Here is a 25688-nt window from a genome sequence, read left to right as displayed (position 1 = left end):
TAATTACATAGCCATGACAAGTATTCACCCTGATTCATTAGGGATATAAAAAAACCTGAGTAAGGTGTAATCAGCCGGAGGCGGATGGTGTATTTTGATCTCAAGCGGTGTTATCTGTTTGCTCACCTGGATGATAGTCAATTCGAACATGTGAAAAAGATGGCTCATCAAGTAAGGCTCAGGGATGGTCAGCTCTTTTTTCAATTGGGCGATCCGGCCACCCACTTTTTCCTGGTGCTGCAGGGACAGATGAAACTGACACGCCTCTCCATGCAGGGGCAGGAAAAGGTGATCGAGATTATTACACCGGGACAGACCTTCGCAGAGGCGCTGATGTTTGGTGAGCACCCGGAATATCCTGTCAATGCCGTTGCCATCGGTGATACCTATCTTTTAAGTTTCGAATGCGCCCCGTTTCTCGAGATACTGCGGGGTTCCATTGACACCTGCTTCAAACTCATGGGGGATATGAGTCATCGTCTCAAGAATCTCATTCGAGAAATTGATGAATTGACCCTGCAGAGCGCCAGCTGTCGTGTTGCCAGTTTCCTATGGAAAAGATGGCATACCGGGATAGACAGCAGCAACAGTTTTGAGCTTCAGACCCCGAAAGGGGTAATTGCCTCCAGGCTTTCAGTGACACCGGAGACCTTCTCCCGCATATTGCACAATTTTTCCAATCAGGGATTGATCCATGTGGATGGCAGCCGGGTGGAGGTGCTGGATGAGAAAGGGCTGCTCGAATTTGCGGATATAACCGGCAAGATCAACCGGGAAATTTCACCCACTTGAGGGCAATAGGGTTTTGAAATGCCTTGGGTTTCACATCCATAGAGGCATTCCTCCTGTTTGCCGGGTATACTCTCCTCCCTTGGCGATAATCAACCTTTTTTAGTAGAAAGTGATGAAGGACAGTTTCCCATTCCCAGTAGCTCGAATCGGCCTCATTGGCGGCGGACAGCTGGGACGCATGATGGTCAAGGCGGCAAAGCGCCTGGGGTGCACTTGCGTGGTCCTCGACCCGTATCCTGGTTCCCCTGCAGGACAGGTTGCCGGGCATCAGATAATCGGTGGATATCACGATCCTGCAAAATTGCGCGAGCTGGCGGAATCCTGCGATGTGGTGACATTCGAGCTGGAAAATATCGATACAGAAACTTTGATCCAGCTAGAGCGCGAGGGGCATCGCATCAACCCTGCTCCCGCTTTGCTCTCGGTGTTGCAGGACAAGCTGTTGCAGAAGCAGTTTCTGGCACACAACGGCATTCCCACGGCAGAGTTTGTGGAGATGCCGGAACCCGAGTTACAAGCCTTTGAATCATTTGGCTTTCCACTGGTGCAAAAGGCGCGTCGCGGAGGCTATGACGGTCGCGGTGTCTCGGTGATGCCGGTTGCGGAGGATTTCGACAAACATCTGCCAGTGGCTTCATTGGTGGAGCGATTCGTGGACGCCAAGAAGGAACTGGCGGTGATGGTTGCCCGCAACCAGGAAGGGGAGTGCATTGCCTATCCCACGGTGGAGATGTGTTTTCGCCCGGGTGAGAATGTCCTCGATCTGCTGCTCTGCCCTGCTGCTGTGAGTGCAAAGATAGCCGCGGCGGCGGAGGCACTGGCAACGCGCACCATCGATGCGCTGCAAGGGGTGGGCGTATTTGGTGTTGAGATGTTTCTCACCCGGAATGACCAACTATTGGTCAATGAAATCGCTCCGCGTACCCACAACTCAGGTCATCATACTATCGAGGCCTGTATCACCGATCAGTTTGAACAGCATCTGCGAGCCATATTGGGTCTGCCCTTGGGCGCCACCGACCTGCTTTCCCCTGCGGCGATGATCAATCTGCTCGGTGATAGCGCGGCCCACGGTAGGCCTGTGATCGAGAATATGGCGGCGGCCCTGTCGATAAAGGGTGTCTGTCTGCATCTGTATGGTAAGGCGGAAGTGACACCCTACCGCAAGATGGGGCATGTCACCGTGCTCGATCCGGATCTCGATGCGGCCAGAAATAAAGCGGAGCGTGTGCGCGATCTGATTAAAATTAACGGAGAACAGCATCCATGAACCAACCAGTTGTGGGCATTATCATGGGAAGCGATTCCGATCTTCCCGTCATGCAGGAGGCGGCGAAGGTGCTGCAGGAGCTGCAGGTACCCTATGAGATGACCATCGTTTCGGCGCATCGCACACCTGACAGACTCTATGACTATGCCCAACAGGCGGCAGACCGGGGTCTGCAGGTGGTCATTGCCGGTGCGGGCGGCGCTGCCCATCTCCCGGGCATGGTGGCTGCTATCTCACCACTACCGGTCGTTGGCGTACCGGTGAAGACCTCGACCCTGAGCGGCGAGGATTCGCTGCTCTCCATCGTGCAGATGCCGCCGGGTGTGCCGGTTGCCACCGTCGCCATCAATGGCGCGCGTAATGCCGGTATCCTGGCGGCACAGATTCTCAGCACCGCCCAGCCCGAGCTGCGACAACGCATCATCGACTTCAAGCAGGCCCTTGAGACGATGGTGATGTCCAAGGTCGAGGCGATGGCGAAGCAACAAGGTGGCTAATACTGCCTAGTATAAAAGTCCGCAAATGAACGCTGATGAACGCAAATAAGTGCGAAATACTTTATTAGCGCGTCCCCTGGTTCCCACGGTCCACCGTGGGAATCCATACTTTGTCCCACTACTCGCTGATATCTGCATTCCCACACAGGAGTATGGAAAAGAGAGCAGAGTATCTTCTTAAAAATTTGCGTTCATTAGCGTTCATTTGCGGACTATTTACCCCGTCCAGCTACACTTACTAGGTTGAAATGCCGGAGTTTCTCCCCAATCTGTAGGGTATCTAAGAATTTTTCGGAGTATTACCCATGCGAATGGACCGTTTGACCAGTAAATTCCAGATGGCGCTGGCGGATGCCCAGAGCCTGGCTGTCGGGCGTGATCATCAGTTCATTGAACCGGTGCACCTGATGATCGCCCTGCTCAATCAGGATGGGGGGACTATCCGCCACCTGCTCACCCAGTCCGATGTCAATGTCAACCAGCTGCGTTCGAGCCTGAGCGCCGCCATGGAAAGGCTGTCCAGCGTCGAGGGTGCGGCGGGAGATCTGCATATCTCGAATGACTTGGGACGGCTGCTAAACCAGACCGACAAGCTGGCTCAACAACGTAACGACCAGTACATCTCCAGTGAACTGTTTGTGCTCGCTGCTGCGGAGGATAAAGGGGAACTGGGAGAGATACTGCGTACAGCGGGCGGATCCAAGGCCGCCCTGGAGCAGAGTATCGAGAAACTGCGTGGTGGACAGAATGTTGATGATCCGAATGCAGAGGATCAGCGCCAAGCACTGGAGAGGTACACCATCGATCTGACGGAGCGCGCGGAGCAGGGCAAGCTGGATCCCGTGATCGGGCGTGACGACGAGATTCGTCGCACCATTCAGGTACTGCAACGTCGTACCAAGAACAATCCGGTTCTGATCGGCGAGCCCGGTGTGGGCAAGACCGCCATCGTGGAGGGGCTGGCACAACGCATCATCAACGGTGAGGTGCCGGAGGGTCTGAAGAGCAAGCGGCTGCTCTCTCTCGATATGGGCGCCCTGATCGCCGGGGCCAAATTCCGCGGTGAATTCGAGGAGCGCCTCAAGGCGGTGCTCAACGACCTGGCCAAGCAGGAGGGGCAGATCATTCTGTTCATCGACGAGCTGCATACCATGGTCGGCGCAGGCAAGGCCGAAGGCTCCATGGATGCGGGAAATATGTTGAAACCCGCACTGGCGCGGGGTGAACTTCACTGTGTCGGGGCCACCACCCTGGATGAGTATCGCCAATATCTGGAGAAGGATGCCGCGCTGGAACGCCGTTTCCAAAAGGTGATGGTGGAAGAACCCAGTGTGGAAGACACCATTGCCATTCTGCGCGGTCTGAAGGAGCGCTACGAGGTCCACCACGGGGTGGATGTCACCGATCCCGCCATCGTGGCGGCTGCAACCCTTTCCCACCGCTATATCAGCGACCGCCAGCTGCCGGACAAGGCCATCGATCTGGTGGATGAGGCGGCCTCCCAGATCCGCATGGAGATCGACTCCAAACCGGAGGAGATGGACCGGCTCGAACGGCGCCTGATTCAGCTCAAGATAGAGCGTGAAGCGCTCAAAAAGGAGTCGGACGAGGCCTCGAAGAAGCGCCTGGCGGAACTCGAGGCGCATATCGATCGCCTGCAGCGGGAATTCTCCGATCTGGAAGAGATATGGAAGTCGGAGAAGGCGGCGCTGCAGGGTACCACGCATATCAAAGAGTCCCTGGAAGAGGCCAGGCTGGAACTCGAGACGGCGCGCAGGGCCGGCGATCTGACACGCATGTCCGAGTTGCAATATGGCCGCATTCCCGAACTGGAGCGACAGCTCGACATGGCGGCCCAGGTCGAGATGCAGGAGATGAGACTGTTGCGCAACAAGGTCTCGGAAGAGGAAATCGCCGATGTGGTAGCCAAATGGACCGGCATCCCCGTCTCCAAGATGCTGGAAGGGGAGCGGGACAAGCTGCTGCGTATGGAAGAGGAGCTTGGCAGACGGGTAATCGGTCAGGAAGAGGGCGTACGTGCAGTAAGCGATGCCATACGCCGCTCCCGGGCCGGGCTCTCCGATCCCAACCAGCCCAATGGCTCGTTTCTTTTTCTCGGACCCACCGGTGTCGGTAAGACCGAGCTGTGCAAGGCCTTGGCGGAGTTTCTTTTCGATACCGAGGAGGCGATGGTGCGCATCGATATGTCGGAGTTCATGGAAAAACACTCGGTGGCCCGACTGATTGGCGCCCCCCCCGGCTATGTCGGTTATGAAGAGGGCGGCTACCTGACCGAGGCGATACGCCGTCGCCCCTATTCGGTGGTGTTGTTGGACGAGGTCGAGAAGGCCCACCCCGATGTCTTCAACGTGCTGCTTCAGGTACTCGATGACGGCCGTCTCACCGACGGGCAGGGTCGAACAGTGGATTTCCGCAATACAGTCATCGTGATGACCTCCAATCTGGGATCACAGGTAATCCAGGAGATATCCGGTGAGGAACACTATCAGGAGATGAAGGCGGCGGTGATGGAGACGGTTCGGCAGAACTTCCGTCCCGAATTCATCAACCGGCTGGACGAGATCGTGGTTTTCCACCCCCTGGCCAGCGAGCAGATCCGGGCCATTGCAAAAATCCAGATCGACTACCTGCACAAGCGGCTGTCGGATCACGAGATGGGGTTGGTGATCACCGATGCGGCCCTCGACCGGCTGGGCGAGGCCGGTTTCGATCCAGTGTATGGCGCGCGGCCGCTGAAACGGGCGATCAGACAGCAGCTGGAAAATCCCCTGGCCCAGGAGATCCTGGCGGGCCGCTTCGGGCCTGGGGATACCATCGAGGTGGATAGCACCGAGGATGGTTTGACCTTCAGCAAACGACAACAGGTTACTGCGGCTTAAGTTGATAAGTCCGCAAATGAAAGCTAATTAACGCAAATAGTTGCCAATTATGCTTTAGAGAATTTGCACAGGCAGGATTGCACAAAAATCTGCAAACAGATAATGCGTCGTGCTGAACTTTACACAACTTTATTATTTCTTAAATTTGCGTTTATTCGTGTTCATCTGCGGACAATATTCTTAATTGTTTGCCATCTTAAGGTAGCTTCTGTGAAGCCGTTCGGTGGCGTTGATCAGCGCTTCAAGGCTGCCGTTGTTTTCGATGACATCGTCCGCACCCTGCAGGCGGGTCTGGCGGTCGACCTGGCTGGCGATGATCTGTCTGATCTGCTCCCTTGATATCTCATCTCGTGCGAGCACCCGTTCGATCTGCAGCGTTTCGTCGCAATCCACCACCAATACCCGATCGGCAAGTGACATCTGACCGGTTTCAAACAGGAGTGGAATCACAAGCACGGCATAGGGGGCGGATTGCCCGGCAAGCCAGCTCTCCATTGCCTCCCTGATGCGGGGATGCAGGATACCTTCCAGCCGTCTGCGTTGTTGAGGATCGTCGAACACGGTCTTACGCAAAGCTGCTCTATCCAGCACCCCGTTGCCATCCACCAGCTCTTCTCCGAAAGTGGCTTGAATCTCCAACAGTGCGGGTGAACCGGGTCTGACCAGCTGATGGGCGAGCTGATCGGCATCGATAACCGGTACGCCCAAGGATTCCAGATGGGAGGAGACAGCGCTCTTACCGCTGCCGATGCCCCCTGTCAGGGCAATCACCAGCATCACATCATACCGGACCAGCGCAGATAGGCGGTGTTGATCTGTTCCCCCCACATCAGGCTGATCCAGCCCGCGGCCGCCAGATAGGGACCGAAGGGGATGGGAATATTACGATCGCGACCGCGCACTACGATCAACAGGATACCGACTACAGCGCCAACCAGGGCCGAGAGCAGGATGATCTGCGGCAGATAGTGCCAGCCTAGCCAAGCCCCGAGCATCGCCAGCAGTTTGAAATCCCCATACCCCATGCCCTCCTTGCCGGTGAGTCGCTTGAAAAGCTGATAGACGCTCCACAGAGAGAGGTACCCGGCAGCGGCGCCGATAAGGGCGGTGCGCGGGTCGGTGAATACATTCCCAAGACTGATCAGTAATCCCAACCAGAGAAAGGGGAGAGTGATATTATCGGGAAGCAGCTGGACATCGAAATCGATCACGCTGAGGGCGATCAAGGCCCAGGTCAGAAAGAGTGCCGCCAGGGTGGCCCAGGTGAAGCCGAAATGGTAGGCGACAGCAAAGGAGAATAGACCGGTCATTGCTTCAATAACCGGGTATCTTGGACTGATTGGAGCCTTGCAATTGGAGCAGCGACCTCTCAGTAGCAGCCAGCTAATGACCGGGATATTCTCCCAAAACCGGATCTTATGGCGGCACTTGGGGCAGTGGGAAGCGGGTTGGCTGAGATTATAGGACTCTGAAGGTGTGGTTGCCTGTTCGCCATTCAATTCGGCACAGTCACTGCGCCATTGGTTCTCCATCATTTTCGGCAGACGAAGAATGACAACATTGAGAAAACTGCCGACTACCAATCCCAAAAGTGTTGTAAACAGGAGCAAGGCCCAGCTATTTTCCTGCAGGAAACTGATAACAACCACGGTAATTATTGCAATGTTCTAAATCGAAATTGTTAGAGATGTAGATTAGATTACCGCTCCCATCTTAAAGATAGGCAGATACATGGCGACAACCAGTCCTCCAACAAGGGTGCCCAGTACTACCATGATAATGGGCTCCATCAGACTGCTCATAGCATCGACTGCATTATCGACCTGTTCCTCATAAAAGTCGGCTACTTTGTTCAGCATATCATCCAGCGCGCCGGACTCTTCGCCGATGGAGACCATCTGCACCACCATATTGGGGAAAAGGTTACGTTGTCTCATGGCAAGCTGCAGAGACTGACCAGTGGCCACGTCTTCCCGCATCCGTAAGACAGCATCACTGTAAACGACATTGCCCGTCGCACCGGCGACGGAGTCGAGTGCTTCAACCAGTGGTACTCCAGCGGCCGACATGGTGGCGAGTGTGCGGGAAAAGCGGGCAATTGCCGATTTATTGAGAATCATGCCGACCACAGGGATTTTAAGCAGTATACGATCGACAGAATGTCGAAAACTGCGAGAACGTTTCCATATATATGTAAATACATAAACAACCGCTATAAACCCAAGAATTATGGCCCACCACCAGTCTCGTGCAAAATGAGATAGATTTACCACGAGTTGAGTGAATGCCGGTAGATCAGCGCCAAAATTTGTGAAAAGCGATTCAAACTGTGGGATGACGAATATCAGTAAAATTGCTGTCACTACAATAGCTGCAACAATGATTGCAGCAGGATAAAACATCGCTTTTTTAATTTTGCCTTTGATAGATTCCGTTTTTTCCTTATAGGTGGCAATTTTGTGGAGTAGCGTTTCGAGCACACCCGCATGTTCACCTGCACGAACCAGATTGACAAACAGGTCCTCGAAATGCAATGGATGTTTTTTCAAGGCATCGGCCAGGGCGGTACCACCTTCAACATCTGCCTTAATGGTGAGGATCAGCTCCTGCATAGATGGATTCTCATGTCCCCGACCTACGATATCGAAGGCCTGTACCATGGGTACACCGGCAGACATCATGGTGGCAAGTTGTCGGCTGAAGACAGTGACATCGGCACTGGTAATCTTCTTTTTGGTGCTTAATATCGATGTGGCCTTTTTTCTGACCTTGAGGGGTGTTACTCCCTGTCGGCGCAGATCCGCCTTAACCATGTTGATATCGGTTGCACGGCTTTCACCCGTGAGACGAGATCCCTTCTTGTCCATTCCCTCCCAGGAATAGAGGTGGGATTTTACCTGAGCTTTCTTTCTTGGAGGCGCCATGGATTAGTCCTTGGTTACCCGGTTGAGTTCTTGGAGGCTGGTAATCCCCTGCATCACTTTACGCAGACCGGATCGGCGCAGGTTATTGACACCCTCTTTATCCGCTTGCTCTTCCAATTGCAACGATGAGCCGCCTTCCATAATAATCTTTCCCATCGTTTCAGAGACGGGCATAACTTGAAATATACCAACACGACCCTTGTAACCGCTGGTACACAGGTCACATCCTACCGGTTTGTAGATGGTGAAGCCGGTGTCAATATCCTGTTCGGTGAACCCCTCCTCCAAGAGTGCCTCTTTAGGTAGGTCGTCAGATGCTTTGCAGTGCTCACAAAGGCGCCTGGCGAGACGCTGGGCCATAATGAGGAGCACAGAGGAAGCTATATTGAAAGGTGGGACACCCATGTTGGCCATACGCGTAAGTGTCTGGGGGGCGTCATTGGTGTGTAAAGTTGAAAGTACCAAGTGGCCTGTCTGAGCTGCCTTGACCGCAATTTCAGCCGTCTCGAGATCACGAATCTCACCCACCATTACGATATCGGGATCCTGGCGTAGAAAGGCTCTTAAGGCTTCCGCAAAAGTCAGGCCTGTTTTGACATTGGTATTAACCTGGTTGATGCCCGGTACCTGAATCTCTACAGGGTCTTCGGCGGTGGAGATGTTGACTTCCGGCTTATTGAGCAGATTTAGTGCGGTGTAGAGACTGACCGTTTTACCGCTACCGGTGGGGCCGGTGACCAGGACCATTCCATAGGGTTTGTTGATGGCGCTAAGAAACTTTTCGCGCTGTTCCTCCTCGAACCCGAGCGCCTCGATGCCGAGTTGTGCACTGGTGGGGTCAAGGATACGCAGTACAATCTTTTCGCCATACAGGGTTGGGCATGTATTGACACGGAAATCGATAGCGCGGGACTTGGAAAGTTGCATCTTAATGCGCCCATCCTGAGGGACACGCCTCTCGGCAATATTCATGCGCGACATAACCTTGATGCGGCTGGATAGACGGTTGGCTAGATTGGAGGGGGGGCTGGCGACCTCGTGTAACAGTCCATCCTGACGATAGCGGATACGGTAGGTGTATTCGTAGGGTTCGAAATGGACATCGGAAACACCCTGTTTTATGGCATCCAGTAGTATTTTATTTACATATCGGACGACTGGTGCCTCGTCGACATCCAGCTTTGATTCATCATTTTCCTGTTCATCATCGCCACCGGAGACATCCAGGTTGTCCAGGTCGGCATCCAGCAAATCATCCATGCCGGATTCCTGGGCCTCCATAACCTTGTCGATAGTCCGTTTGAGCTTGTTCTCCTCGACTAGGATCGCTTCTGAAGCGAGGCCTGTATTGAATCGGATTTCATCCAGTCCCTGGTGGTTGGTAGGGTCAGATACGGCAAGAAATAGACGGTTTCCACGACGAAAAATGGGTAAAGCATGGTGGCTGCGGACGAGTTTCTCGGCAACCTCGTCAGTAGGTATGACGCCAGGATCAAGTACATCAAGATCGAAGATGGGTACACCAAATCCTCGTGAGGCGGATATGGCGATATCAATACTATTTAATATTTTATTTTCAACAAGATAGCTGACATAGGGTACTTTATTTTTCAGTGCTTCCGCGAAGGCGGACTCTGCCTTTTCTTCACTGATTAAGCCATCCTGGATCAGGCAACGTCCAAGCCCGCTTAGGTTAATTTGTTGTTTTGCTTTGGCCATCCTTAAACTATTCGATATTGTCTTTCATGTAACAACCTGTGTCGGCAGGCATCTTGGATAATTTAGGTTGAAGCTCCAATTAGTGGGCCTGCCTGTGTGAATGTTATACATTTCACAATTAGCTGGGAAACCCTTTTATTAACTCTATACACGAGCTACAAGTAACAACCTATTGATGCTTATGCAATATAGTCTTGTATCCAATAGGAATCAATTTAACGTGATTATGTTTTATTGCGGGCAGGGCATTAAATAATGTTGGGCCTGAATCCCTACAGGTTGACTCTAATATTCGATAAGAGATTTGTCCATGTAGTTTGATGGATTTGTGGTTAAGTGATGTAAAAAGTGTATGCTCATGAAATTGCAGAAAGTCAAAAAAATGTCAATTTCTGACGAAATCTGGACATTTGTACTTTATTTTTGAAAGTGGTCTGTTGTTCGATATTAATTAATTTAAAAAGTAACTTATTGTTATTTAAGGTGAAAATGAAATATTTTAATTTTGGGCACAATTATTGCTCATTATTCCGCATGATTCGGGTGTTCCGTTTCAATTTGACATATAGCTATAGGTCTCTATTTTGATTGAGGACAATATTATGAGAAAACAATCTGGTTTTACGTTGATTGAATTAATGATCGTCATTGCGATTATCGGTATTTTGGCTGCTATTGCGCTGCCTGCTTATCAGGACTATACCGTTCGTGCCAAGGTATCTGAAGGTGCTATTGCAGCCAGCGCCATCAAAGTTGGTGTTACTGAATTGTTTGCCGATGATGGGCAGGATGGGCTTTCAAGATATAGTGGTGTAATTGCAAATGATCAGGCAAGCCTTATTACTGATAAAATTACCGGAATTACCGTTGATGGATCAAACGGCCTGATTACCGTTACTCTGGGCGGTATTAGCCAACTCACGGCAGGTAATGACTTAGTTTACTATCCCACTATCAATGGGAATGCTCTAGCAAATGATAATTCTGCAGGCACCATTGAATGGGATTGCTCAACTCATACGACCATTGAGCCTAAATTCTTGCCCGCTAATTGCCGTAATTAGTTATATGCCGTAGTGGGTTAATTTGGGATTAGCCCCTTCTTCCACATCAAACATTACCCCCTTTTAGGGGGTATTGTTTTTATAGGGTTCTATTTTTTATTCAAATACTCATCTTTTGCATATTGTAGATTATCGATATAGATAGTTGATTTTATTCTATGAAGACAAGGTTAGGATAATATCCTTTGTTATTGTTACCAAAGGCCACTGTGAAATGAAGGCTAGATTATTGGTGTAGATCATTCAAAATATTTTGTATGTTATTGGTAATTCCATAAGCTGTGAGTTCTATATGCTGTGGAATAGCCGCCTTCTTTCAGCGGTATAAAATATTCTTAATACACAGAAGGCTCTGCTATTGAGCTTGCCATGCCTACATAATGGAACTACGAAAAGAACTGGATCCCCGGCCCTGCTGGAGAGGCATCGACAGTTTGAAAGATTAAAGAGTCTCACAATAACCCTTATGCGTGAGCCGTCAAGCAAACGCGCTAAGGAGAAACGATGAGACAAGTAGAAAGTTTAAGCCACACGAGTTGGGAGTGTAAGTACTATATAGTGTTTGTCCCAAAGTACTATCGGAAGGCACTTTTGGGCGGATCAGGCGGGAGCATGAAAAGTAATTTCATCGTTTGGCGAGGCAGAAAGCGAGTTTGATATAAGAAGGGCATGTGATGGATGATCAAGTTCATATAATGATATCGACTCCACCAAGATATACGGTATCGGGATTAGTATTGTTTATCAAAGGGGAATTTGCGATCCCCCTGGCCCGTACCAACATGTGTCGTAAGAGGAACGATGTCTGTCATCATTTCTGGTCCAGGGGATATATAGCTTAGACTGTTGGTAGGGATGAGCAGATGATTCGAGGGTATATACGATAAAAGATAGCTGAAGACAGCAGGATAGATCAAATAAAATAGACATAGCATCCCCTTTGAGGGATCAAAAGAGCCGATAGGTTCCGTTTGACATGTAGCTTCGAGCGTTTCATTGCTAAAGCCCTTGTCTTTACCACGGGATACTTACTGAATTAACATTCAAGAAGCCAGTTTATAGTAGTAATATGCAAATTATGAGATGTTGTTACGTTACATGGCTCATGTAGACATTCTTTAAATGAATTCAGTTCAGATGCTGGAAATTATTGACTATGATAAATCTTGGCCAGAAGAGGCATTGGACGTTAATAATAAATTATTTTATTGGCGCGTCGATAGTCTTTGCTACTTCAATTAAGCTCGCCAAACCCATCGCGTCTCCAGACCTTTGGTGGCATATGGCGCTTGGTAGGTATTTCATTGATACCGGCACATTGATCGCTGATCATTCAATATTCACATGGTCCAACGCTACATCCCATCATACCTACAATAGTTGGATCTCTGATATCAGTCTATATTTGTTGTACGAATCTTCTGGTGTAGGCGGATTGCTTTTTCTGAGATTTGCAGTTTTTTTAGCAATTCTAGTTATGCCATTGCGTTTCTCTGTAACAAAAAATGTGGCTGACAATGCACTTGCATGGGTGGTTATTGCTTTAGGTATAAGCTTATGTTGGCCATCCCTCCTGGTCAAGCCTGAGTTATTCTCTATGGGTATGATGTTCTTGGTAGTGTGGCTTTACTATAGGGCGAGAGCAATTGGAGACGATGCATGGAAATCGGTTTACTTGTTTCCATTGATCATGGTGGTATGGGTGAATACACATGGTGCGTTTTTCCTGAGCTCATTGTTTTTTGCATCGACTTTTGTAGGTGAGCTTTTCAATATGATGTTCAGCTCAAGTCAAGCAATGTCAGCAAAGTTACGTAAGCATTATTTTATTGCATTACTACTCTGTGCATTGGCAACACTGATAAATCCCTATGGTATGGATTTACCTCTCAGTATAATAAATCTAGTGACATCTGAAGGGGCTCAGGATTACAGGGGAATAAAGGCCTATCTTCCAACCTATATATTTAATGAACCTCCATTTTTCCTATTAGATTATTTAATATTATTAATGATAGTTTTTGTAGTCCTTATCTGGCAAAAATTGAAAAACAGAATGACTGATTGGGTAGTTATTATTTCATTTATTGCGTATTGTATACTTTTTACTCAAATGATACGTACAACTTATTTTTTAGCTCCCGTATTTATGTTTGCTAGTTTGGATCTGCTCTCAAGCAAGAAAAATTCGATATTGTGGCCAGAAAAATATTTTTATAAATATACAATCATTGTTATTGCGCTACTTTTAGTTTGTTTAATCGTTTGGCGAGCACTAATATATGAATTTAGTGCGATAACAGATCCAGTTGGTCGAGTGGAGGCTATGTTGAAGATTGAACACGAGTTTCCACAAGCTGAATCTGAATTTATTAGAGATAATATGCCTGGAAAAAATATTGGTAATTCATATCATGATGGAGGATATCTAATATACCAATTATGGCCGGATAAAAAACTATTTGTAGATCCCCGATATTTTCCGTTTAAATCATGGATAAAGTCATTTCTTGGTTTGTCTCTTGAAGGTGGAAAAATCGACTCTTTTATTAAAAATAATGATGCGGATGCCTGGCTTATAAATCATAAGCGTGCTGTTCTAATTGAGTGGTTTATTCAGTCAAATCAGTGGTCGCTTGCATTTATAGGTCCGGTTGGGTGTGTGTTTGTTCCATCAAAAGAGTTTAGCGGGAGGACCGAATACTCAATAGAATTGTCAAAAATAAACAATATATTCATTTTGTCAGAGGTGTTTACTGCTGCATTAATGCAAAATAATATCTATTTGGCAAAAAATCTACGAACTTACACACAAGATAATGTCCATGATGGCCATGTTTATAAAGATCTTTTTATATCTGATCTGAACGCCCAGATCCTTGGTATGGAAGCATTGACAAAAGGTGAATATAAGCAAGCTGCAGAGCTTTTTTCAAATTCTAATTTTATTAAATATGCAAAAGTATTGAGTGCAAAACTATATAGAACTTTTGCAATAGACGCATGGAACAATAAAAATTACTCCATTGCTCGGGAGTGGAGTATTGCTGCCTATGTTGTTATGCCTGAAAAAATATTACCTGATATATATAATTTAGTGTTGACTGATTGGCATTCCAGAAATTCATCAGAAAATGCTTTGTTGCCTGATGATGGTATTGAATGGACAGGTTTTGCAGAGTTACTTATAAAAAATAAAAAGAGGACAGATGATGAGAATTTAAGCAGTGTAGCTGAATCCATGCTCAGAGGTAATTATAATGGTGATGCTTATTTGTATCAACACTCCGGATACAAGAGTAAAAGCAAGGAGTAGTTGTATACTTCAGTCTGAAAATACAATATCAACAGTAACACTAGTTAAAAGTAGAAAAATTCTTTCGATGCGTATGATATGTGTTTTAATTTACAGAAAATATCTTAAATATGAATGTAAGCTTTAACAATTTATAAAATGAAACGTAAATTAATGATTTTGGGTGCGGGAATATTTCAGGTCGCTGCAATTAAAAAGGCAGTCGAGCTTGGTTACTATGTAATTACAGTTGATAATATACCAGATAATATTGGTCATAATTACTCCCATGAATCAATCAATTTAAGTACAGCAGATGCAGAAAAAGTTATAAAATCAGCATCTAAAAAACAGATTGACGGTATTTATGCTATGGCATCGGACGTTGCACTACCAACAGTTGCAAAAGTAGCAGAGGCGTTATCCCTTCCAGGACCGGATGTGAAGTACATTTATACAATACTTAATAAGATCACATTCAGATCATTACAAAAAAAATTAAAGATGGATTCGCCTCAATTTATTGAAGTTCGTGACTTCAATAAAGCTGTAACTGAATGGCAAGGTGGTCCTGCTATTATTAAACCAGCGATGAGCTCAGGCTCTAGAGGGGTATCAATGCTTGAGCAAATGGATGTTACATCACATGCTTATTATAAATCAGCCTTAAAGTTGTCAAATAATAATTGTGTGTGTTTGGAGGAATTCATTGATGGTCAGGACGTTAGTGTAGAAGGATTTATTTTAAACAATAAAGTTCGATATGCTTTTATAAGTAAGAAATATATACATAACTTTGCCGTAATAGGCCATGAATTACCGAATAATATTAGTGGGGAAATACAAAATAATATACTTGACCAGATTCAAAAAGTTGTCGATTCAGGAATTGTATCGAATGGACCATTTGATGCCGACTTCAGGATAGGTGAAGGTCGTGTAGTTTTGTTAGAAATAGCACCGAGATTGGGTGGAAATGGATTACCTGTTCTCGTTGAAGCGGCTTATGGCATTTCGTTAATAGAGCTTTCACTAAAGTATGCAATGGATGAACCTTCTCAAATATTAGATATAGAGCTCGAAGAAAATGTGGTACCACATGTTTCTATATTACTCTATCCAGAAAGAACAGGCACCGTTGAATCGCTGTCATCTGAGGAATCAATTATCTCAAAATTAGATAAAGTAGAAGAGTTATGTATTAATTTGGTTCCTGGTCAGAAGGTAGATCGATTTGTTCATGGAGGGCACGTATTTGGCTATTGCATTCTAAATATGATAGAAGGCATAGGATTTAACAAATTGGCCGAACAAGTAAAAAGTGCTATTTCAATACAATACAATTAGGCGGTGATATATTGAATATTAATAATGATATCGCATATTCTGTTGTGATCCCTGTATTCAATGCAGAGGAAACATTATACGAATTGACTTCAGAACTTATTCAGCATCTAACATCTGCATCGAAATCATATGAGATTATTTTTGTTGATGACTGTAGTGGAGACAATAGTTGGAATTTAATTCGTGAGTTGGCAGCTGAATACGCAGTGGTAAGAGGCTTTCAGTTGATGCGAAATTCTGGGCAAGGTGCAGCAACTATGGCAGGACTTGCAAAATCGCGAGGCGCCTTTGTTGTAACCATGGATGATGATCTCCAGAATCCTCCATATGAAGTGCCTCGATTATTCGAATTCATGGAACAGCATACTGAAATAGATGTATTGTTCGGCCGTCCAAGAGAAAAACATCATGCATTGTGGCGGCGTGCAGGTAGCGAGATAATTAATCGTTTGAGTAATATAATGTTCGAACAGGAATCGTCTTTTAAGCTTACGAGTTTTCGTGTTATTAGGCGGGAAGTATTAATTCCCTTACTTAAATTGAACGTTCCAGAGCCGGCGGTTGGCGCATTGTTAACAACGTTGACGAAGCGCTTGATTAATGTGGATGTCGATCATGCCCCTCGTGTTGCTGGGGGGAGTGGGTACTCAATAGGTCAACTTCTGAGACTGACAATGAGTAAGTTTTTGGGGTTTTCAACCTTCCCGTTGCGCTTTCTTGCAACATTAGGGGTTATTGGTATAGGTATAAGCTTCTTACTTGGTATGTATATATTGTTTAGATATTTCTTCGGTAATATTGTTGTTCCTGGTTGGACGACACTGTCGCTCCTTCTTATTGGGCTTTCAGGATTCCTGTTTTTGGCTTTTGGAATAGTCGGTGAATATTTGCAACAGATTCTCAATATTACAAGACTTAATCCGACATACGTGCTGCGATCTACAGAAGAAGAAATCAGCAGTGATGGAAGTAGACCAGAGTATGTGCTATCCAGTAATAATGATTGAAAACAGACAAGCTTATGATGATAAATTGATATTAATACAATAGTTAAGTATAGAAAGTGTGTAAGTTATTTGTCAGCAGCCGGCCAAGATTAGTATTGATTAGATAAGCTTCTAAGGCATTAATATTTTATGATTATTAATATGACTATTCTATCGAGTGATTTAATAAACAATAAAAATGTTCGACGATAAAAAACTGTTATTAATGGCAAACGAAAACCCACTAGGTTTTTATGTTTGCAATATGGATATTTTTGATTTTAATTATCGTGAGTTTTACTCGGCATTCATCTGCCACTATGACAAAATCAAACTAGCTTACTCCTACAAAACAAATTATTTACCAGCACTATGCCAACGCATAAAACACTTGGGTGGTTATGCGGAAGTAGTGTCGAGAATGGAATATGATCTCGCATTGTTGCTCGGAGTTACAGGTGAGGATATAGTTTTCAACGGTCCTCTGAAAACATATGATGACTATATATTAGCCTCAAAACATGGATCATTGGTAAACCTTAGTGAAGCATATGAAGTAGATCTGTTGCAAGACCTGTCTAGGGAATATAAGGAAATAAAGCACAGAGTGGGAATACGTTGCGCAATTCAGCTACAGGGAGAAATGCCAAGTCGTTTTGGTTTTGATGTGAGTAGCGAGCATTTTCACTCAGCCATAAATACTATATCAAATTTGTCCAATGTGCAGCTTGAAGGGCTGCACTGCCACATGATCCCGGCCGAGCGAAGGCCTGAAGACTACCATGAGATATCGTCCAGACTTGTTGAAATAAGTAAACAGATTTGGGGTAAGGAAGGTCCTGGCTTCTTAGATTTGGGTGGTGGATTTTTTAGCAATATGTCAGCTGATCTTAGGCGTCAGTTTAAAATAAATATTCCAACATTCAAAGAGTATGGAATTGCAATTACTGAGCCTTTTGTATCTTCATTTGGAAAGAACGGTAGACCGCAATTGATACTAGAACCGGGATTGGCTTTGGTAGCGGATACATTCAAATTTATTTGTAAGGTTGTTGATGTAAAGAGAGTGGCTGGTAAGAATACGGTGCTTGTATCTGGTAGTGTTTACAACACTATACCCACAAAAAGCCAAAAGAATCTACCCTTGACACATATTGAATCTGATAGTGAGAGCTCGCTATTCATCGAGCCTCCAATTGACATTGTTGGGTACACATGTATGGAGGATGATTATTTGTATCGAGATTATGATAAAAGACTAAAAATTAATGATATACTTGTTTTTGGAAATGTTGGCGCCTATTCACTTGTGCTCAAGCCTCCATTTATAAATGGTAATGTACCTGTTTTTTCTTATAGGGATAAATCAGATGAAAAAAAGGTCTTAAAAAGAGAGGAGACTCTTGATGATATAATTAGAACCTATGAATTTGATAGTAAGTAAAAACTAACAGTATCTAGCCACAGAAACTGAAGCAGAGATATATAAGGTGATGACAAAAAGAGCCAGCAATCATATTCTTGTTACTGGTTGTTATCGTAGTGGAACCACGATAGTGGAAAAGATTGTAAACATGCATCCAAATGCTACTATTGCCTCACAACCATTTCCTATACTATTTTTTATTTTTAAAGAACAGTTTAACGATATCAGAGGTATAAAAAGAAGATATCCGCTTGACCATTTATTTTTAGAAACTAGTTACGTAAATCAGGAATTTAACAAATATTTAATAGAATATTCAATTAACAAAAAGACTTTAAATGAATTTCAAAACAGGATGCGTAATTATGCAGAAGGCCTTTGGACACCTGAAATTATTGATGTATTAGATCAACTAAAGCCAGGAACATTTTTTGATATTTACAAAAACTTATTAAACCTTTTGGCGGATATCTATTCAGCAAAAAGAGAAGAATTAATTGGCAGTAAAGAAGTATTAATTGAAGAATACGCTCCGGCAATGATTAATGAGGGCGTTAAAGTAATATTCGTTGTGCGTGATCCTCGTGACATGATCACATCACTTAACTTCAGAATCAGAGATAACCTAACAGGCGAAAATAGACCAATACTTTACAGTCTTAGAGTATGGCGAAAAAGTGTAGCCTTTGCATATGCAGCCACTAAAAGGAAAAAAGGTTGTATGGTGCGATATGAAGATCTCGTATCAAATAAATGGCAAACATTAAATAAAATCACAAATTATCTAGGCGTTGAGGATTTTAAAAAAGATATATTCGATAACGGGATTGTTGATCAGAATGGAAAACCTTGGAAGGGTAACTCCTCATTTGCAGATCAGAATGGTATTTCTGTAAATTCTTTACAGAAATACAAGAATTATCTACCGCAAAATGTAAAGAGATTTATTGAAGTGTTATGTGCACCTGAGATGCAACTACTTGGGTATACTTCGAATTACCTTATTGACGAAATAGATGAATTAATGGATTCCTATAGAGATCCATTTGAGCCTTCCCATAGTAAATTTCAAACAGGTTATAGTCACAATAAAGAACGGCTAAAGCATGAAAAAGAACGTATAAGGTTATTGAGACGTGGTATAGGTGATGTTGAAATGCAGAGACAATGGTTCATCACGCCAGAAATATACACTGCAATGTCATCGATGTATGGCTAAATGGATACAACACCGTTAAAACAGATAGTCAACAAGGATGTTTTTATTTCTGTTTTATTGTTGGTTATGGCAATACTCTGCAGGTCTCTTGCCTTCGTATTTGCCAAGTATGCAGCCTTAGAAAGTATAGGCGGCGGCGTGACTGGTATAATTATAAATATATATTATATTGCGGAAATTATGGCCCTAGGAATCCAGATGGTATTCTGGATGCTGGTACTCAAACGGATGCGTTTAAATATTGCCTATCCAGCAATGTCTTCTGTTTATGCCGTTAATGTTGCATGGGCATGGTATTTGTTCGATGAAAATATAAATATGCTACATATTGTTGGCTGCACAATTATCATAATTGGGATAATAATTGCCTCAGTATCAAAAGAGATACAGAAAATATGAGTTATCTTTCAAATCATTTAGCTCTGTTAGCTGCAGTCATACTTACTGTCGGTTCACATGTTTTGCTCAAAAAAGGCAGCACAAGTACAAAAGGGTATTTAAACATGACTACAATGACAGCTGTAATGATGTTTAGCTTAGTAACGGTGCTTATTGTTTATTCATTACAGGCCATAATGCTTAAAACAGTGATTGCAATGAGTGCACTGACATTCGTACTGATGCCAATTGCCAGTTGGATTTTTCTTAGAGAGGAATTAACTAAGCGGGGTATATTGGCATCTATTATCATTGTGTTAGGAATTATAATCTATTTATCTGGCGGTTAATTATTAAACTACTGACGAGTATACTATGAGGATCTGTATATTTTGTGATTCTAGGTATGATAATAAAGAATGGCAATGCCCCGCTTGTCAACTATCCCCGCCTGAGATTGACAGATTTCCTGTATTAGCCGAAAAATTAGTGCAAGCAGATAGCGGTTATAATGTTGAACATTTCGCAAAACTCGCGCCATTGGAAACACGCCATTTCTGGTTCAGGTCTCGTAATAGATTAGTGATATGGGCGCTGCAAAAGCATTATCCACGAATGAAAAAGATGTTCGAAATCGGATGTGGAACAGGTTATGTGCTTTCAGGAATTGAAAGGGCATTTCCGAATGTCGAGCTGTCAGCGAGTGATATTTATATTGCAGGTTTACAATTCACAAAAGGTCGAGTGGATAGGGCAGAACTATTCCAAATGGACGCAAGAAGTATACCTTTCGATTCAGAATTCGATGTTATTGGCGCCTTTGACGTATTGGAACACATAGTAGAAGACCAAAAAGCATTATTTGAAATGTATCGTGCTGTTAAACCAGGTGGAGGAATTATCATAACGGTACCTCAACATACATTTCTTTGGAGTCAGACGGATGTGCGGGCTTGCCACGTGCGTAGGTACAGTGTTGCGGAATTGAAGGATAAAGTAGAGGAAGCTGGTTTCACAATCAAAGTATCAACATCTTTTGTATCTCTGTTGCTGCCAGTGATGATGCTATCAAGATTACAGAAGCGAAAAGGTGATAACACTGATCAAACATCAGAATTGATGGTTGGAGGAGTAACAAACTGGATTCTAGAGAAAATACTTGACTTTGAGCGGATATTAATACGCAATGGACTACATTTTGCAGCTGGTGGATCACTTCTAATGATAGCAGAGAAATGAGAAACAAGTGAGGGTGCAATGAAAATCCCCTTTAATAAGCCATACATGACTGGCAAGGAACTTTGGTTCATCAGTCAGGCACATGCCAATGGGCATCTGGCTGGGGATGGTGATTTCACAAGTAAATGCAATGCCTGGATAGAGAATCGTGTTGGATGTGAAAAGGCACTCTTGACTCATTCTTGTACCGCTGCTCTTGAAATGACAGCGATTCTTGCAGATATACAACCCGGTGATGAAGTCATAATGCCATCGTACACCTTTGTATCGACAGCAAATGCCTTTCTCTTGCGCGGTGCCATACCTGTTTTTGTCGACATTAGAGCAGATACGCTCAACATTGATGAAAATAAGATTGAAGATGCAATTACAAGTAAAACAAAGGCTATTGTTCCAGTTCACTATGCAGGTGTAGGCTGCGAGATGGATGTGATTATGGAGATTGCACAGCGCCATAATCTCTTGGTAATAGAGGATGCAGCGCAGGGAATCATGTCTAACTACAAAGGTAGGCCTTTAGGCTCTATTGGACATATGGCAACGCTGTCTTTCCATGAAACAAAGAATATAATTTCTGGTGAGGGAGGGGCGTTACTAGTTAATGCTCCAGAGTTGGTAGAGCGTGCTGAAATTGTCCGTGAAAAGGGTACAAATAGAAGACAGTTCTTTCGGGGGCAGGTAGATAAATACAGCTGGGTAGACATTGGCTCTTCATTCCTGCCTGGTGAGATCATCTCTGCATTTCTATGGGCTCAGATGGAAGAGGCGGAAGAAATAACAAAACGAAGATTGAATATATGGAATACTTATTTCCAGTGGTTTGAAGCATGTGAGAATTTACAGCAGATTCGTCGCCCGATAGTGCCTGCTAATTGTAGTCATAACGCTCATATGTTCTATTTGCTTCTTCCTGATATAAAAGCCCGGACAGAGTTCATTACTAACCTCAAACAGCGGGATATTCATGCTGTTTTCCACTATGTGCCATTAGATAGCTCGCCAATGGGACGTCGATTTGGCCGTAAAAACGGTGATATGTCTAATACGGACAACATTGCTAATCGATTAGTGAGGTTGCCATTGTGGGTGGGAATTGAGGAGCATCAAGCGTACGTTGTCCAACAAATACTAGCATCTTTAAATTAGTTAACAAGTCCTCCTTTAGGCATTACATTTAACCCTAATCAATTCCAAGTTTATCCAAACGATAGCGTAGAGAGCGTAAACTCATGCCTAACTTTTTGGCAGCTGCGGTTCTATTCCAGCGCGTCTCTTCAAGAGCTTTAACTATCGTCTCACGTTCTATCTGCTCCATTCTGTCATCTAGGGGCTGTGAGCTGCCAATACTATTTTCAGCACTCTGTTGATTGGTGGGTAGGTGAAGATCATCGGCTTTAATGGTGGAACCATCGAGAAGAGTGACCGAGCGCTCAAGGATATTTTCCAGCTCTCTGATATTGCCAGGAAAAGCGTATTTTTTCAGTTTATTTAGTGCATTCGAAGAGAGCTTGGATTTCTTTATATCTGAATCTCGTGCAATGCGAGTGAGAAAGTGATGAGCAAGTAATGGTATGTCTTCTACTCTTTCCCTCAGGGGTGGAAGTGGTAGTTCAATGACATTGATACGGTAAAAGAGATCCTGCCGAAAGTCTCCGGTTTCGACCATTCCAGAGAGTTTCTTGTGTGTGGCACTGATAATGCGGACATCTATAGGAATTTCTTTTTGACTACCGACGGGACGTATGTGCTTTTCTTGAATTGCACGCAATAATTTCACTTGCATATGAAGCGGTAGATCTGCTATTTCATCAAGAAACAAAGTGCCGCCATCGGCACTGAGAAAGAGCCCTTGATGATCCTGGTTGGCGCCGGTAAAACTCCCTTTTTTATGCCCAAAGAGTTCACTTTCCATCAATTCCTGGGGGATTGCACCACAGTTGACGGCAACAAAGGGGTGGTCAGCACGTGGACCATTTTTGTGAATTAGCCTTGCTGCGAGTTCCTTGCCAGTGCCTGATTCCCCACTGATATAGACAGGCGCCTGGCTGCGGGCCAGCTTATCGATTAGCTGCCGGATTTGTACCATGGGAGGTGAATTGCCGAGCATGAGTGAATGTTCGGATGCCCCCGATATGTCATGTGATGATTTGCTGGATGGATTCGGTCTACCCAACTTGACTGCTTGTTGCACTAGTTTGCGAAGCATTTCGAGATCAACGGGTTTAGAAACGAAATCGAAAGCTCCCGCTTTGAGAGCCTCGATAGCGGATTCCATATTGCCATGTGCAGTGATCATGGCTACGGGGAGATGTGGGTAGGTATTATTTATATGCCGTACAAGATCGATTCCATTACCATCGGGTAGTCGCATGTCAGAGAGGCAGAGGTCAAATGATTGTTCGGTGAGCAGTTTATGAGCGGTATTCAGATCGAAAACAGAATGTGAAGCGATCCCCATACGCATCAAAGTGATTTCGAGCAGCTCGCAAATATCTGGTTCATCGTCTACGATCAATGCCATCGGCTGGGTCATGTTGGTCTATCCCCGTGTTGCCAAAGGTCAAAGTGGAGTCGAAAGCAACTGCCTCCTGTAGGACCTGGAATATATTCCAAACGGATATGATTGGTTTCACTCAACTCTTTGGCGATATACAGTCCAAGCCCGGTGCCAGTGTTTCGCGTGGTGAAAAAGGGCTCAAATATTTGCTTTGCCACCTTTGGTTCAATGCCTGGCCCGTTATCGATTATATCAACGACAGGGTGATTGAATTCTTGAGTAATTCCGCCAATTATATGAACTTTCAATGTATCCTTTGGACCATGTTCTCGGGCATTATTGCAGAGATTTGCTACGATTTGTCGTAATTGTTCTGGATCTGCAATGATCTCAGTATTTGTAGGCTCAATCTGCAGAAACAATTGATGGCTTTCGAATCCGTGATGCTTGATCAGTTCGATAATGAGCCTCTCTAGCCATGGTTTAAGTTGGAGATTATGTGGTTTTCCGGGGTCGCGGCGAGAGAGCTGCAGCACATTTTCTATCACCTGATTTACACGTTCGGTATTGGTTTTAATGATCTCTGTTAATCGTTGGTCCGCAGGATCCAGATCAGGTGATTCGTGGAAGAGTTGACTGGCGTGACTGATCGCTCCCAGGGGATTACGGATCTCGTGGGCGATGCTGGCCGTCAGTCTGCCCAACGAAGCCAATTTCATCTGTTGTGCCTCTCGAGTGATTTGGGAGGTGTCCTCCAGGAATATCAGCATATCTCCTTTTTCCTTACCCCCCAGTGGATTGAAGTGAGCCCTCAATTCAGGCCCCTGGCGTTGAGATCGAAAATTATAGTATCGCCGTTTCGCACTAGAGTCGTGTTTTTTCAACATATTTGCGAGTTCAGGCGAGGCCTTGATTAATTGATTCCCGGTGGTGGCAGGCATGCCCAGCAGGTGCCAGGCGGGATCATTCATCATGACGATCGTGCCGGAGGCATCGACAACCAATACCCCGGTACGCATGTGCTGGATGACATAGGCATTGATTTTTGCCAGGTGGTTCAACTCATTGGCCCTGTCCTGCGCCAGTTTTTCACTGGCCCGCACGCGACCACTCAGCACCAGGGTAAGCAGGGCGGTGGCGAAAAAGACGGCGCCAAGGAACCCGGCCTGAATGAAACGGGGCAATATGGTGGTCTTGCTCAGGGAGATATATATTTGATCCGTGATCACCGCCAGGGCCGCCAGGGCGGCAAACAGCAGTGCGGCGCGGCCATCGATAATCAGTGCGCCGGCAATGATTGACACGGCGATCAGCATGCCCATGCCGGTCTGGACACCGCCACTGGCATGGGTCAGCAGGAGAATGGCGCTGATGTCCACGAACAGGGCCAGGTAGGTTTGCTGCACGGGATTAGGGGAACGCCAGAGAAAAAACAGCACGGAAACGAAGGTCAAAGCGGTATAAAGTGTGCCAGTGATCGCAAACAGCTCGGGCACCACTGATCCTAAAAATGTAGGTCCGCTGCCTGAATAGAAAAAGAACATCAGGGTAAGTGAAAGGGTGATTCGATAGAGCAGATAGAGGCTGAGGGAACGCCAATGAGTATGGTCAGCTCCTTTGTCGGCTTGGCCGCTGTTTTTCAGGGTATCATCGAGTGAGTCAAGCCAGTTCAGCATGATGTTCAGGATTTCTGTTTCTCAGCCGCCTTCTGATGGGCTTTGCTGCAATAATACACATCGCCGCTACAGACCGCTTCGTTTTTGGGTAGATGCAGACCACAATAGGCGCACTGGACACTGTCTACCGATTTGATCTGTTGCGACTTGTTGTTTTTTAGCTGATTTTGTCGCCAGAAATGGCGGCCGATGAGGAAAACGCCCCACAGTGCCAATGCGATAAAAATATACCTGAGTCCCATCCGGTTGATTCTTTATTATGTGTGGATAGGAGTCAATCGTGATGAATGGGTCTTGCAACATCCGCGGCAATAGTCTGCAATGCCTCTGGAAAACAGCGTCTGTTTCGATTTGATCACATGCAGATTGATGGCTGACGCATGACTCGGATTGTTGTTGATTGGGCTTTCAATGGTGATCTGCTCGAATGAACCCATGGTTTCAGGTGATAGATTAGGA

At 45.4% G+C, this 25688-nt stretch carries 21 protein-coding genes and 1 pseudogene; 15 read left to right on the top strand and 7 right to left on the bottom strand.

What is annotated here, in order from left to right; translation table 11 throughout:
• The first annotated feature begins 84 nt into the window (after positions 1–84).
• The 4 genes from AB8516_RS10070 to clpB all read left to right on the top strand — a co-directional run bounded on the left by AB8516_RS10070 (position 85) and on the right by clpB (position 5459).
• Positions 85–792: a Crp/Fnr family transcriptional regulator gene (locus tag AB8516_RS10070; RefSeq protein WP_369160336.1), complete on the top strand. Its 708-nt coding sequence runs from the start codon at positions 85–87 to the stop codon at positions 790–792.
• 112 nt (positions 793–904) lie between these two features.
• Positions 905–2062, top strand: coding sequence for a 5-(carboxyamino)imidazole ribonucleotide synthase (locus AB8516_RS10065; RefSeq protein ID WP_369160334.1), 1158 nt, complete (start codon positions 905–907; stop codon positions 2060–2062).
• Positions 2059–2559 (top strand): 5-(carboxyamino)imidazole ribonucleotide mutase, encoded by a 501-nt coding sequence (purE, locus tag AB8516_RS10060; protein ID WP_069122605.1) that lies wholly within the window; start codon positions 2059–2061, stop codon positions 2557–2559. Before AB8516_RS10065 ends, purE begins: the two co-directional genes overlap by 4 nt.
• Before the next feature lie 305 nt (positions 2560–2864).
• Positions 2865–5459, top strand: a complete 2595-nt coding sequence (gene clpB / locus AB8516_RS10055; protein WP_369160331.1) for an ATP-dependent chaperone ClpB — start codon at positions 2865–2867, stop codon at positions 5457–5459.
• Between the two features lie 180 nt (positions 5460–5639).
• On the opposite strand, the gene coaE is transcribed toward clpB, so the two are convergent.
• Genes coaE through pilB form a run of 4 tightly spaced genes read right to left on the bottom strand, consistent with a single transcriptional unit; the run spans position 5640 to position 10102 of the window.
• On the bottom strand, positions 5640–6236 hold the full coding sequence (gene coaE, locus AB8516_RS10050) for a dephospho-CoA kinase (protein WP_369160329.1): 597 nt from the start codon (positions 6234–6236) through the stop codon (positions 5640–5642).
• The gene (locus AB8516_RS10045) at positions 6236–7108 is read right to left on the bottom strand and encodes an A24 family peptidase (protein ID WP_369160327.1); all 873 of its coding nucleotides are present in this window, start codon (positions 7106–7108) and stop codon (positions 6236–6238) included. The genes coaE and AB8516_RS10045 overlap by 1 nt, the downstream gene beginning before the upstream one ends.
• A 45-nt stretch (positions 7109–7153) precedes the next feature.
• A complete protein-coding gene (locus AB8516_RS10040) occupies positions 7154–8383 on the bottom strand; it encodes a type II secretion system F family protein (RefSeq protein ID WP_369160325.1) in 1230 nt (409 codons plus the stop codon).
• A gap of 3 nt (positions 8384–8386) precedes the next feature.
• Positions 8387–10102: a type IV-A pilus assembly ATPase PilB gene (gene pilB / locus AB8516_RS10035; RefSeq protein WP_369160323.1), complete on the bottom strand. Its 1716-nt coding sequence runs from the start codon at positions 10100–10102 to the stop codon at positions 8387–8389.
• A gap of 602 nt (positions 10103–10704) precedes the next feature.
• Between pilB and AB8516_RS10030 the strand changes: the two genes are divergently transcribed.
• From AB8516_RS10030 to rffA, 11 genes and pseudogenes are all read left to right on the top strand, one after another.
• The gene (locus AB8516_RS10030; RefSeq protein WP_369160321.1) at positions 10705–11166 is read left to right on the top strand and encodes a pilin; all 462 of its coding nucleotides are present in this window, start codon (positions 10705–10707) and stop codon (positions 11164–11166) included.
• Between the two features lie 504 nt (positions 11167–11670).
• Positions 11671–12053: pseudogene (tnpA, locus tag AB8516_RS10025) on the top strand (IS200/IS605 family transposase).
• Positions 12054–12643: 590 nt separating this feature from the next.
• Positions 12644–14482, top strand: coding sequence for a hypothetical protein (locus tag AB8516_RS10020; protein ID WP_369160319.1), 1839 nt, complete (start codon positions 12644–12646; stop codon positions 14480–14482).
• 138 nt (positions 14483–14620) lie between these two features.
• Positions 14621–15808, top strand: a complete 1188-nt coding sequence (locus tag AB8516_RS10015) for an acetyl-CoA carboxylase biotin carboxylase subunit family protein (protein WP_369160317.1) — start codon at positions 14621–14623, stop codon at positions 15806–15808.
• An 11-nt stretch (positions 15809–15819) separates the two neighbouring features.
• Positions 15820–16815, top strand: coding sequence for a glycosyltransferase family 2 protein (locus tag AB8516_RS10010; RefSeq protein ID WP_369160315.1), 996 nt, complete (start codon positions 15820–15822; stop codon positions 16813–16815).
• Positions 16816–16993: 178 nt separating this feature from the next.
• Positions 16994–18238, top strand: coding sequence for a hypothetical protein (locus AB8516_RS10005; RefSeq protein ID WP_369160313.1), 1245 nt, complete (start codon positions 16994–16996; stop codon positions 18236–18238).
• A 49-nt stretch (positions 18239–18287) separates the two neighbouring features.
• Positions 18288–19439, top strand: coding sequence for a sulfotransferase (locus tag AB8516_RS10000; protein ID WP_369160311.1), 1152 nt, complete (start codon positions 18288–18290; stop codon positions 19437–19439).
• Positions 19440–19838, top strand: coding sequence for a hypothetical protein (locus tag AB8516_RS09995; RefSeq protein WP_369160309.1), 399 nt, complete (start codon positions 19440–19442; stop codon positions 19836–19838).
• The gene (locus AB8516_RS09990) at positions 19835–20167 is read left to right on the top strand and encodes an EamA family transporter (protein ID WP_369160307.1); all 333 of its coding nucleotides are present in this window, start codon (positions 19835–19837) and stop codon (positions 20165–20167) included. Before AB8516_RS09995 ends, AB8516_RS09990 begins: the two co-directional genes overlap by 4 nt.
• A 265-nt stretch (positions 20168–20432) precedes the next feature.
• Positions 20433–21056 carry a trans-aconitate 2-methyltransferase gene (locus AB8516_RS09985; RefSeq protein ID WP_369160305.1) on the top strand — a complete coding sequence of 208 codons (624 nt, stop codon included), beginning with the start codon at positions 20433–20435 and terminating at the stop codon, positions 21054–21056.
• An 18-nt stretch (positions 21057–21074) separates the two neighbouring features.
• The gene (gene rffA / locus AB8516_RS09980) at positions 21075–22202 is read left to right on the top strand and encodes a dTDP-4-amino-4,6-dideoxygalactose transaminase (protein WP_369160303.1); all 1128 of its coding nucleotides are present in this window, start codon (positions 21075–21077) and stop codon (positions 22200–22202) included.
• A gap of 34 nt (positions 22203–22236) precedes the next feature.
• On the opposite strand, the gene AB8516_RS09975 is transcribed toward rffA, so the two are convergent.
• From AB8516_RS09975 to AB8516_RS09965, 3 genes are read right to left on the bottom strand one after another with little or no spacing between them, the layout of a single operon-like run.
• Positions 22237–23589 carry a sigma-54-dependent transcriptional regulator gene (locus AB8516_RS09975; RefSeq protein WP_369160301.1) on the bottom strand — a complete coding sequence of 451 codons (1353 nt, stop codon included), beginning with the start codon at positions 23587–23589 and terminating at the stop codon, positions 22237–22239.
• Positions 23586–25229 carry a nitrogen regulation protein NR(II) gene (locus AB8516_RS09970; RefSeq protein ID WP_369160299.1) on the bottom strand — a complete coding sequence of 548 codons (1644 nt, stop codon included), beginning with the start codon at positions 25227–25229 and terminating at the stop codon, positions 23586–23588. Before AB8516_RS09970 ends, AB8516_RS09975 begins: the two co-directional genes overlap by 4 nt.
• Before the next feature lie 5 nt (positions 25230–25234).
• Positions 25235–25471, bottom strand: a complete 237-nt coding sequence (locus tag AB8516_RS09965) for a PP0621 family protein (protein WP_369160297.1) — start codon at positions 25469–25471, stop codon at positions 25235–25237.
• Positions 25472–25688: the final 217 nt, after the last annotated feature.

Source organism: Candidatus Thiodiazotropha sp. LNASS1 (assembly GCF_964212655.1).
Taxonomy (GTDB): domain Bacteria; phylum Pseudomonadota; class Gammaproteobacteria; order Chromatiales; family Chromatiaceae; genus Thiodiazotropha.
The sequence above is the reverse complement of the archived record's forward strand: the minus strand, read 5'-3'. Positions and strand labels throughout refer to the sequence as shown.

Excerpts from the sequence above, each read along its gene's own strand:
- AB8516_RS09965 (WP_369160297.1), bottom strand. The coding sequence starts at position 25,471 with ATGGGACTCAGGTATATTTTTATCGCATTGGCACTGTGGGGCGTTTTC.
- rffA (WP_369160303.1), top strand. The coding sequence starts at position 21,075 with ATGAAAATCCCCTTTAATAAGCCATACATGACTGGCAAGGAACTTTGG.
- AB8516_RS09975 (WP_369160301.1), bottom strand. The coding sequence starts at position 23,589 with ATGACCCAGCCGATGGCATTGATCGTAGACGATGAACCAGATATTTGC.
- AB8516_RS09985 (WP_369160305.1), top strand. The coding sequence starts at position 20,433 with ATGAAAAAGATGTTCGAAATCGGATGTGGAACAGGTTATGTGCTTTCA.
- AB8516_RS10070 (WP_369160336.1), top strand. The coding sequence starts at position 85 with ATGGTGTATTTTGATCTCAAGCGGTGTTATCTGTTTGCTCACCTGGAT.
- AB8516_RS09970 (WP_369160299.1), bottom strand. The coding sequence starts at position 25,229 with ATGCTGAACTGGCTTGACTCACTCGATGATACCCTGAAAAACAGCGGC.
- pilB (WP_369160323.1), bottom strand. The coding sequence starts at position 10,102 with ATGGCCAAAGCAAAACAACAAATTAACCTAAGCGGGCTTGGACGTTGC.
- AB8516_RS10020 (WP_369160319.1), top strand. The coding sequence starts at position 12,644 with ATGCCATTGCGTTTCTCTGTAACAAAAAATGTGGCTGACAATGCACTT.
- purE (WP_069122605.1), top strand. The coding sequence starts at position 2,059 with ATGAACCAACCAGTTGTGGGCATTATCATGGGAAGCGATTCCGATCTT.
- AB8516_RS10065 (WP_369160334.1), top strand. The coding sequence starts at position 905 with ATGAAGGACAGTTTCCCATTCCCAGTAGCTCGAATCGGCCTCATTGGC.
- coaE (WP_369160329.1), bottom strand. The coding sequence starts at position 6,236 with ATGCTGGTGATTGCCCTGACAGGGGGCATCGGCAGCGGTAAGAGCGCT.
- AB8516_RS10000 (WP_369160311.1), top strand. The coding sequence starts at position 18,288 with ATGACAAAAAGAGCCAGCAATCATATTCTTGTTACTGGTTGTTATCGT.
- AB8516_RS09990 (WP_369160307.1), top strand. The coding sequence starts at position 19,835 with ATGAGTTATCTTTCAAATCATTTAGCTCTGTTAGCTGCAGTCATACTT.
- AB8516_RS10005 (WP_369160313.1), top strand. The coding sequence starts at position 16,994 with ATGTTCGACGATAAAAAACTGTTATTAATGGCAAACGAAAACCCACTA.
- AB8516_RS10040 (WP_369160325.1), bottom strand. The coding sequence starts at position 8,383 with ATGGCGCCTCCAAGAAAGAAAGCTCAGGTAAAATCCCACCTCTATTCC.
- clpB (WP_369160331.1), top strand. The coding sequence starts at position 2,865 with ATGCGAATGGACCGTTTGACCAGTAAATTCCAGATGGCGCTGGCGGAT.
- AB8516_RS09995 (WP_369160309.1), top strand. The coding sequence starts at position 19,440 with ATGGATACAACACCGTTAAAACAGATAGTCAACAAGGATGTTTTTATT.
- AB8516_RS10015 (WP_369160317.1), top strand. The coding sequence starts at position 14,621 with ATGAAACGTAAATTAATGATTTTGGGTGCGGGAATATTTCAGGTCGCT.
- AB8516_RS10030 (WP_369160321.1), top strand. The coding sequence starts at position 10,705 with ATGAGAAAACAATCTGGTTTTACGTTGATTGAATTAATGATCGTCATT.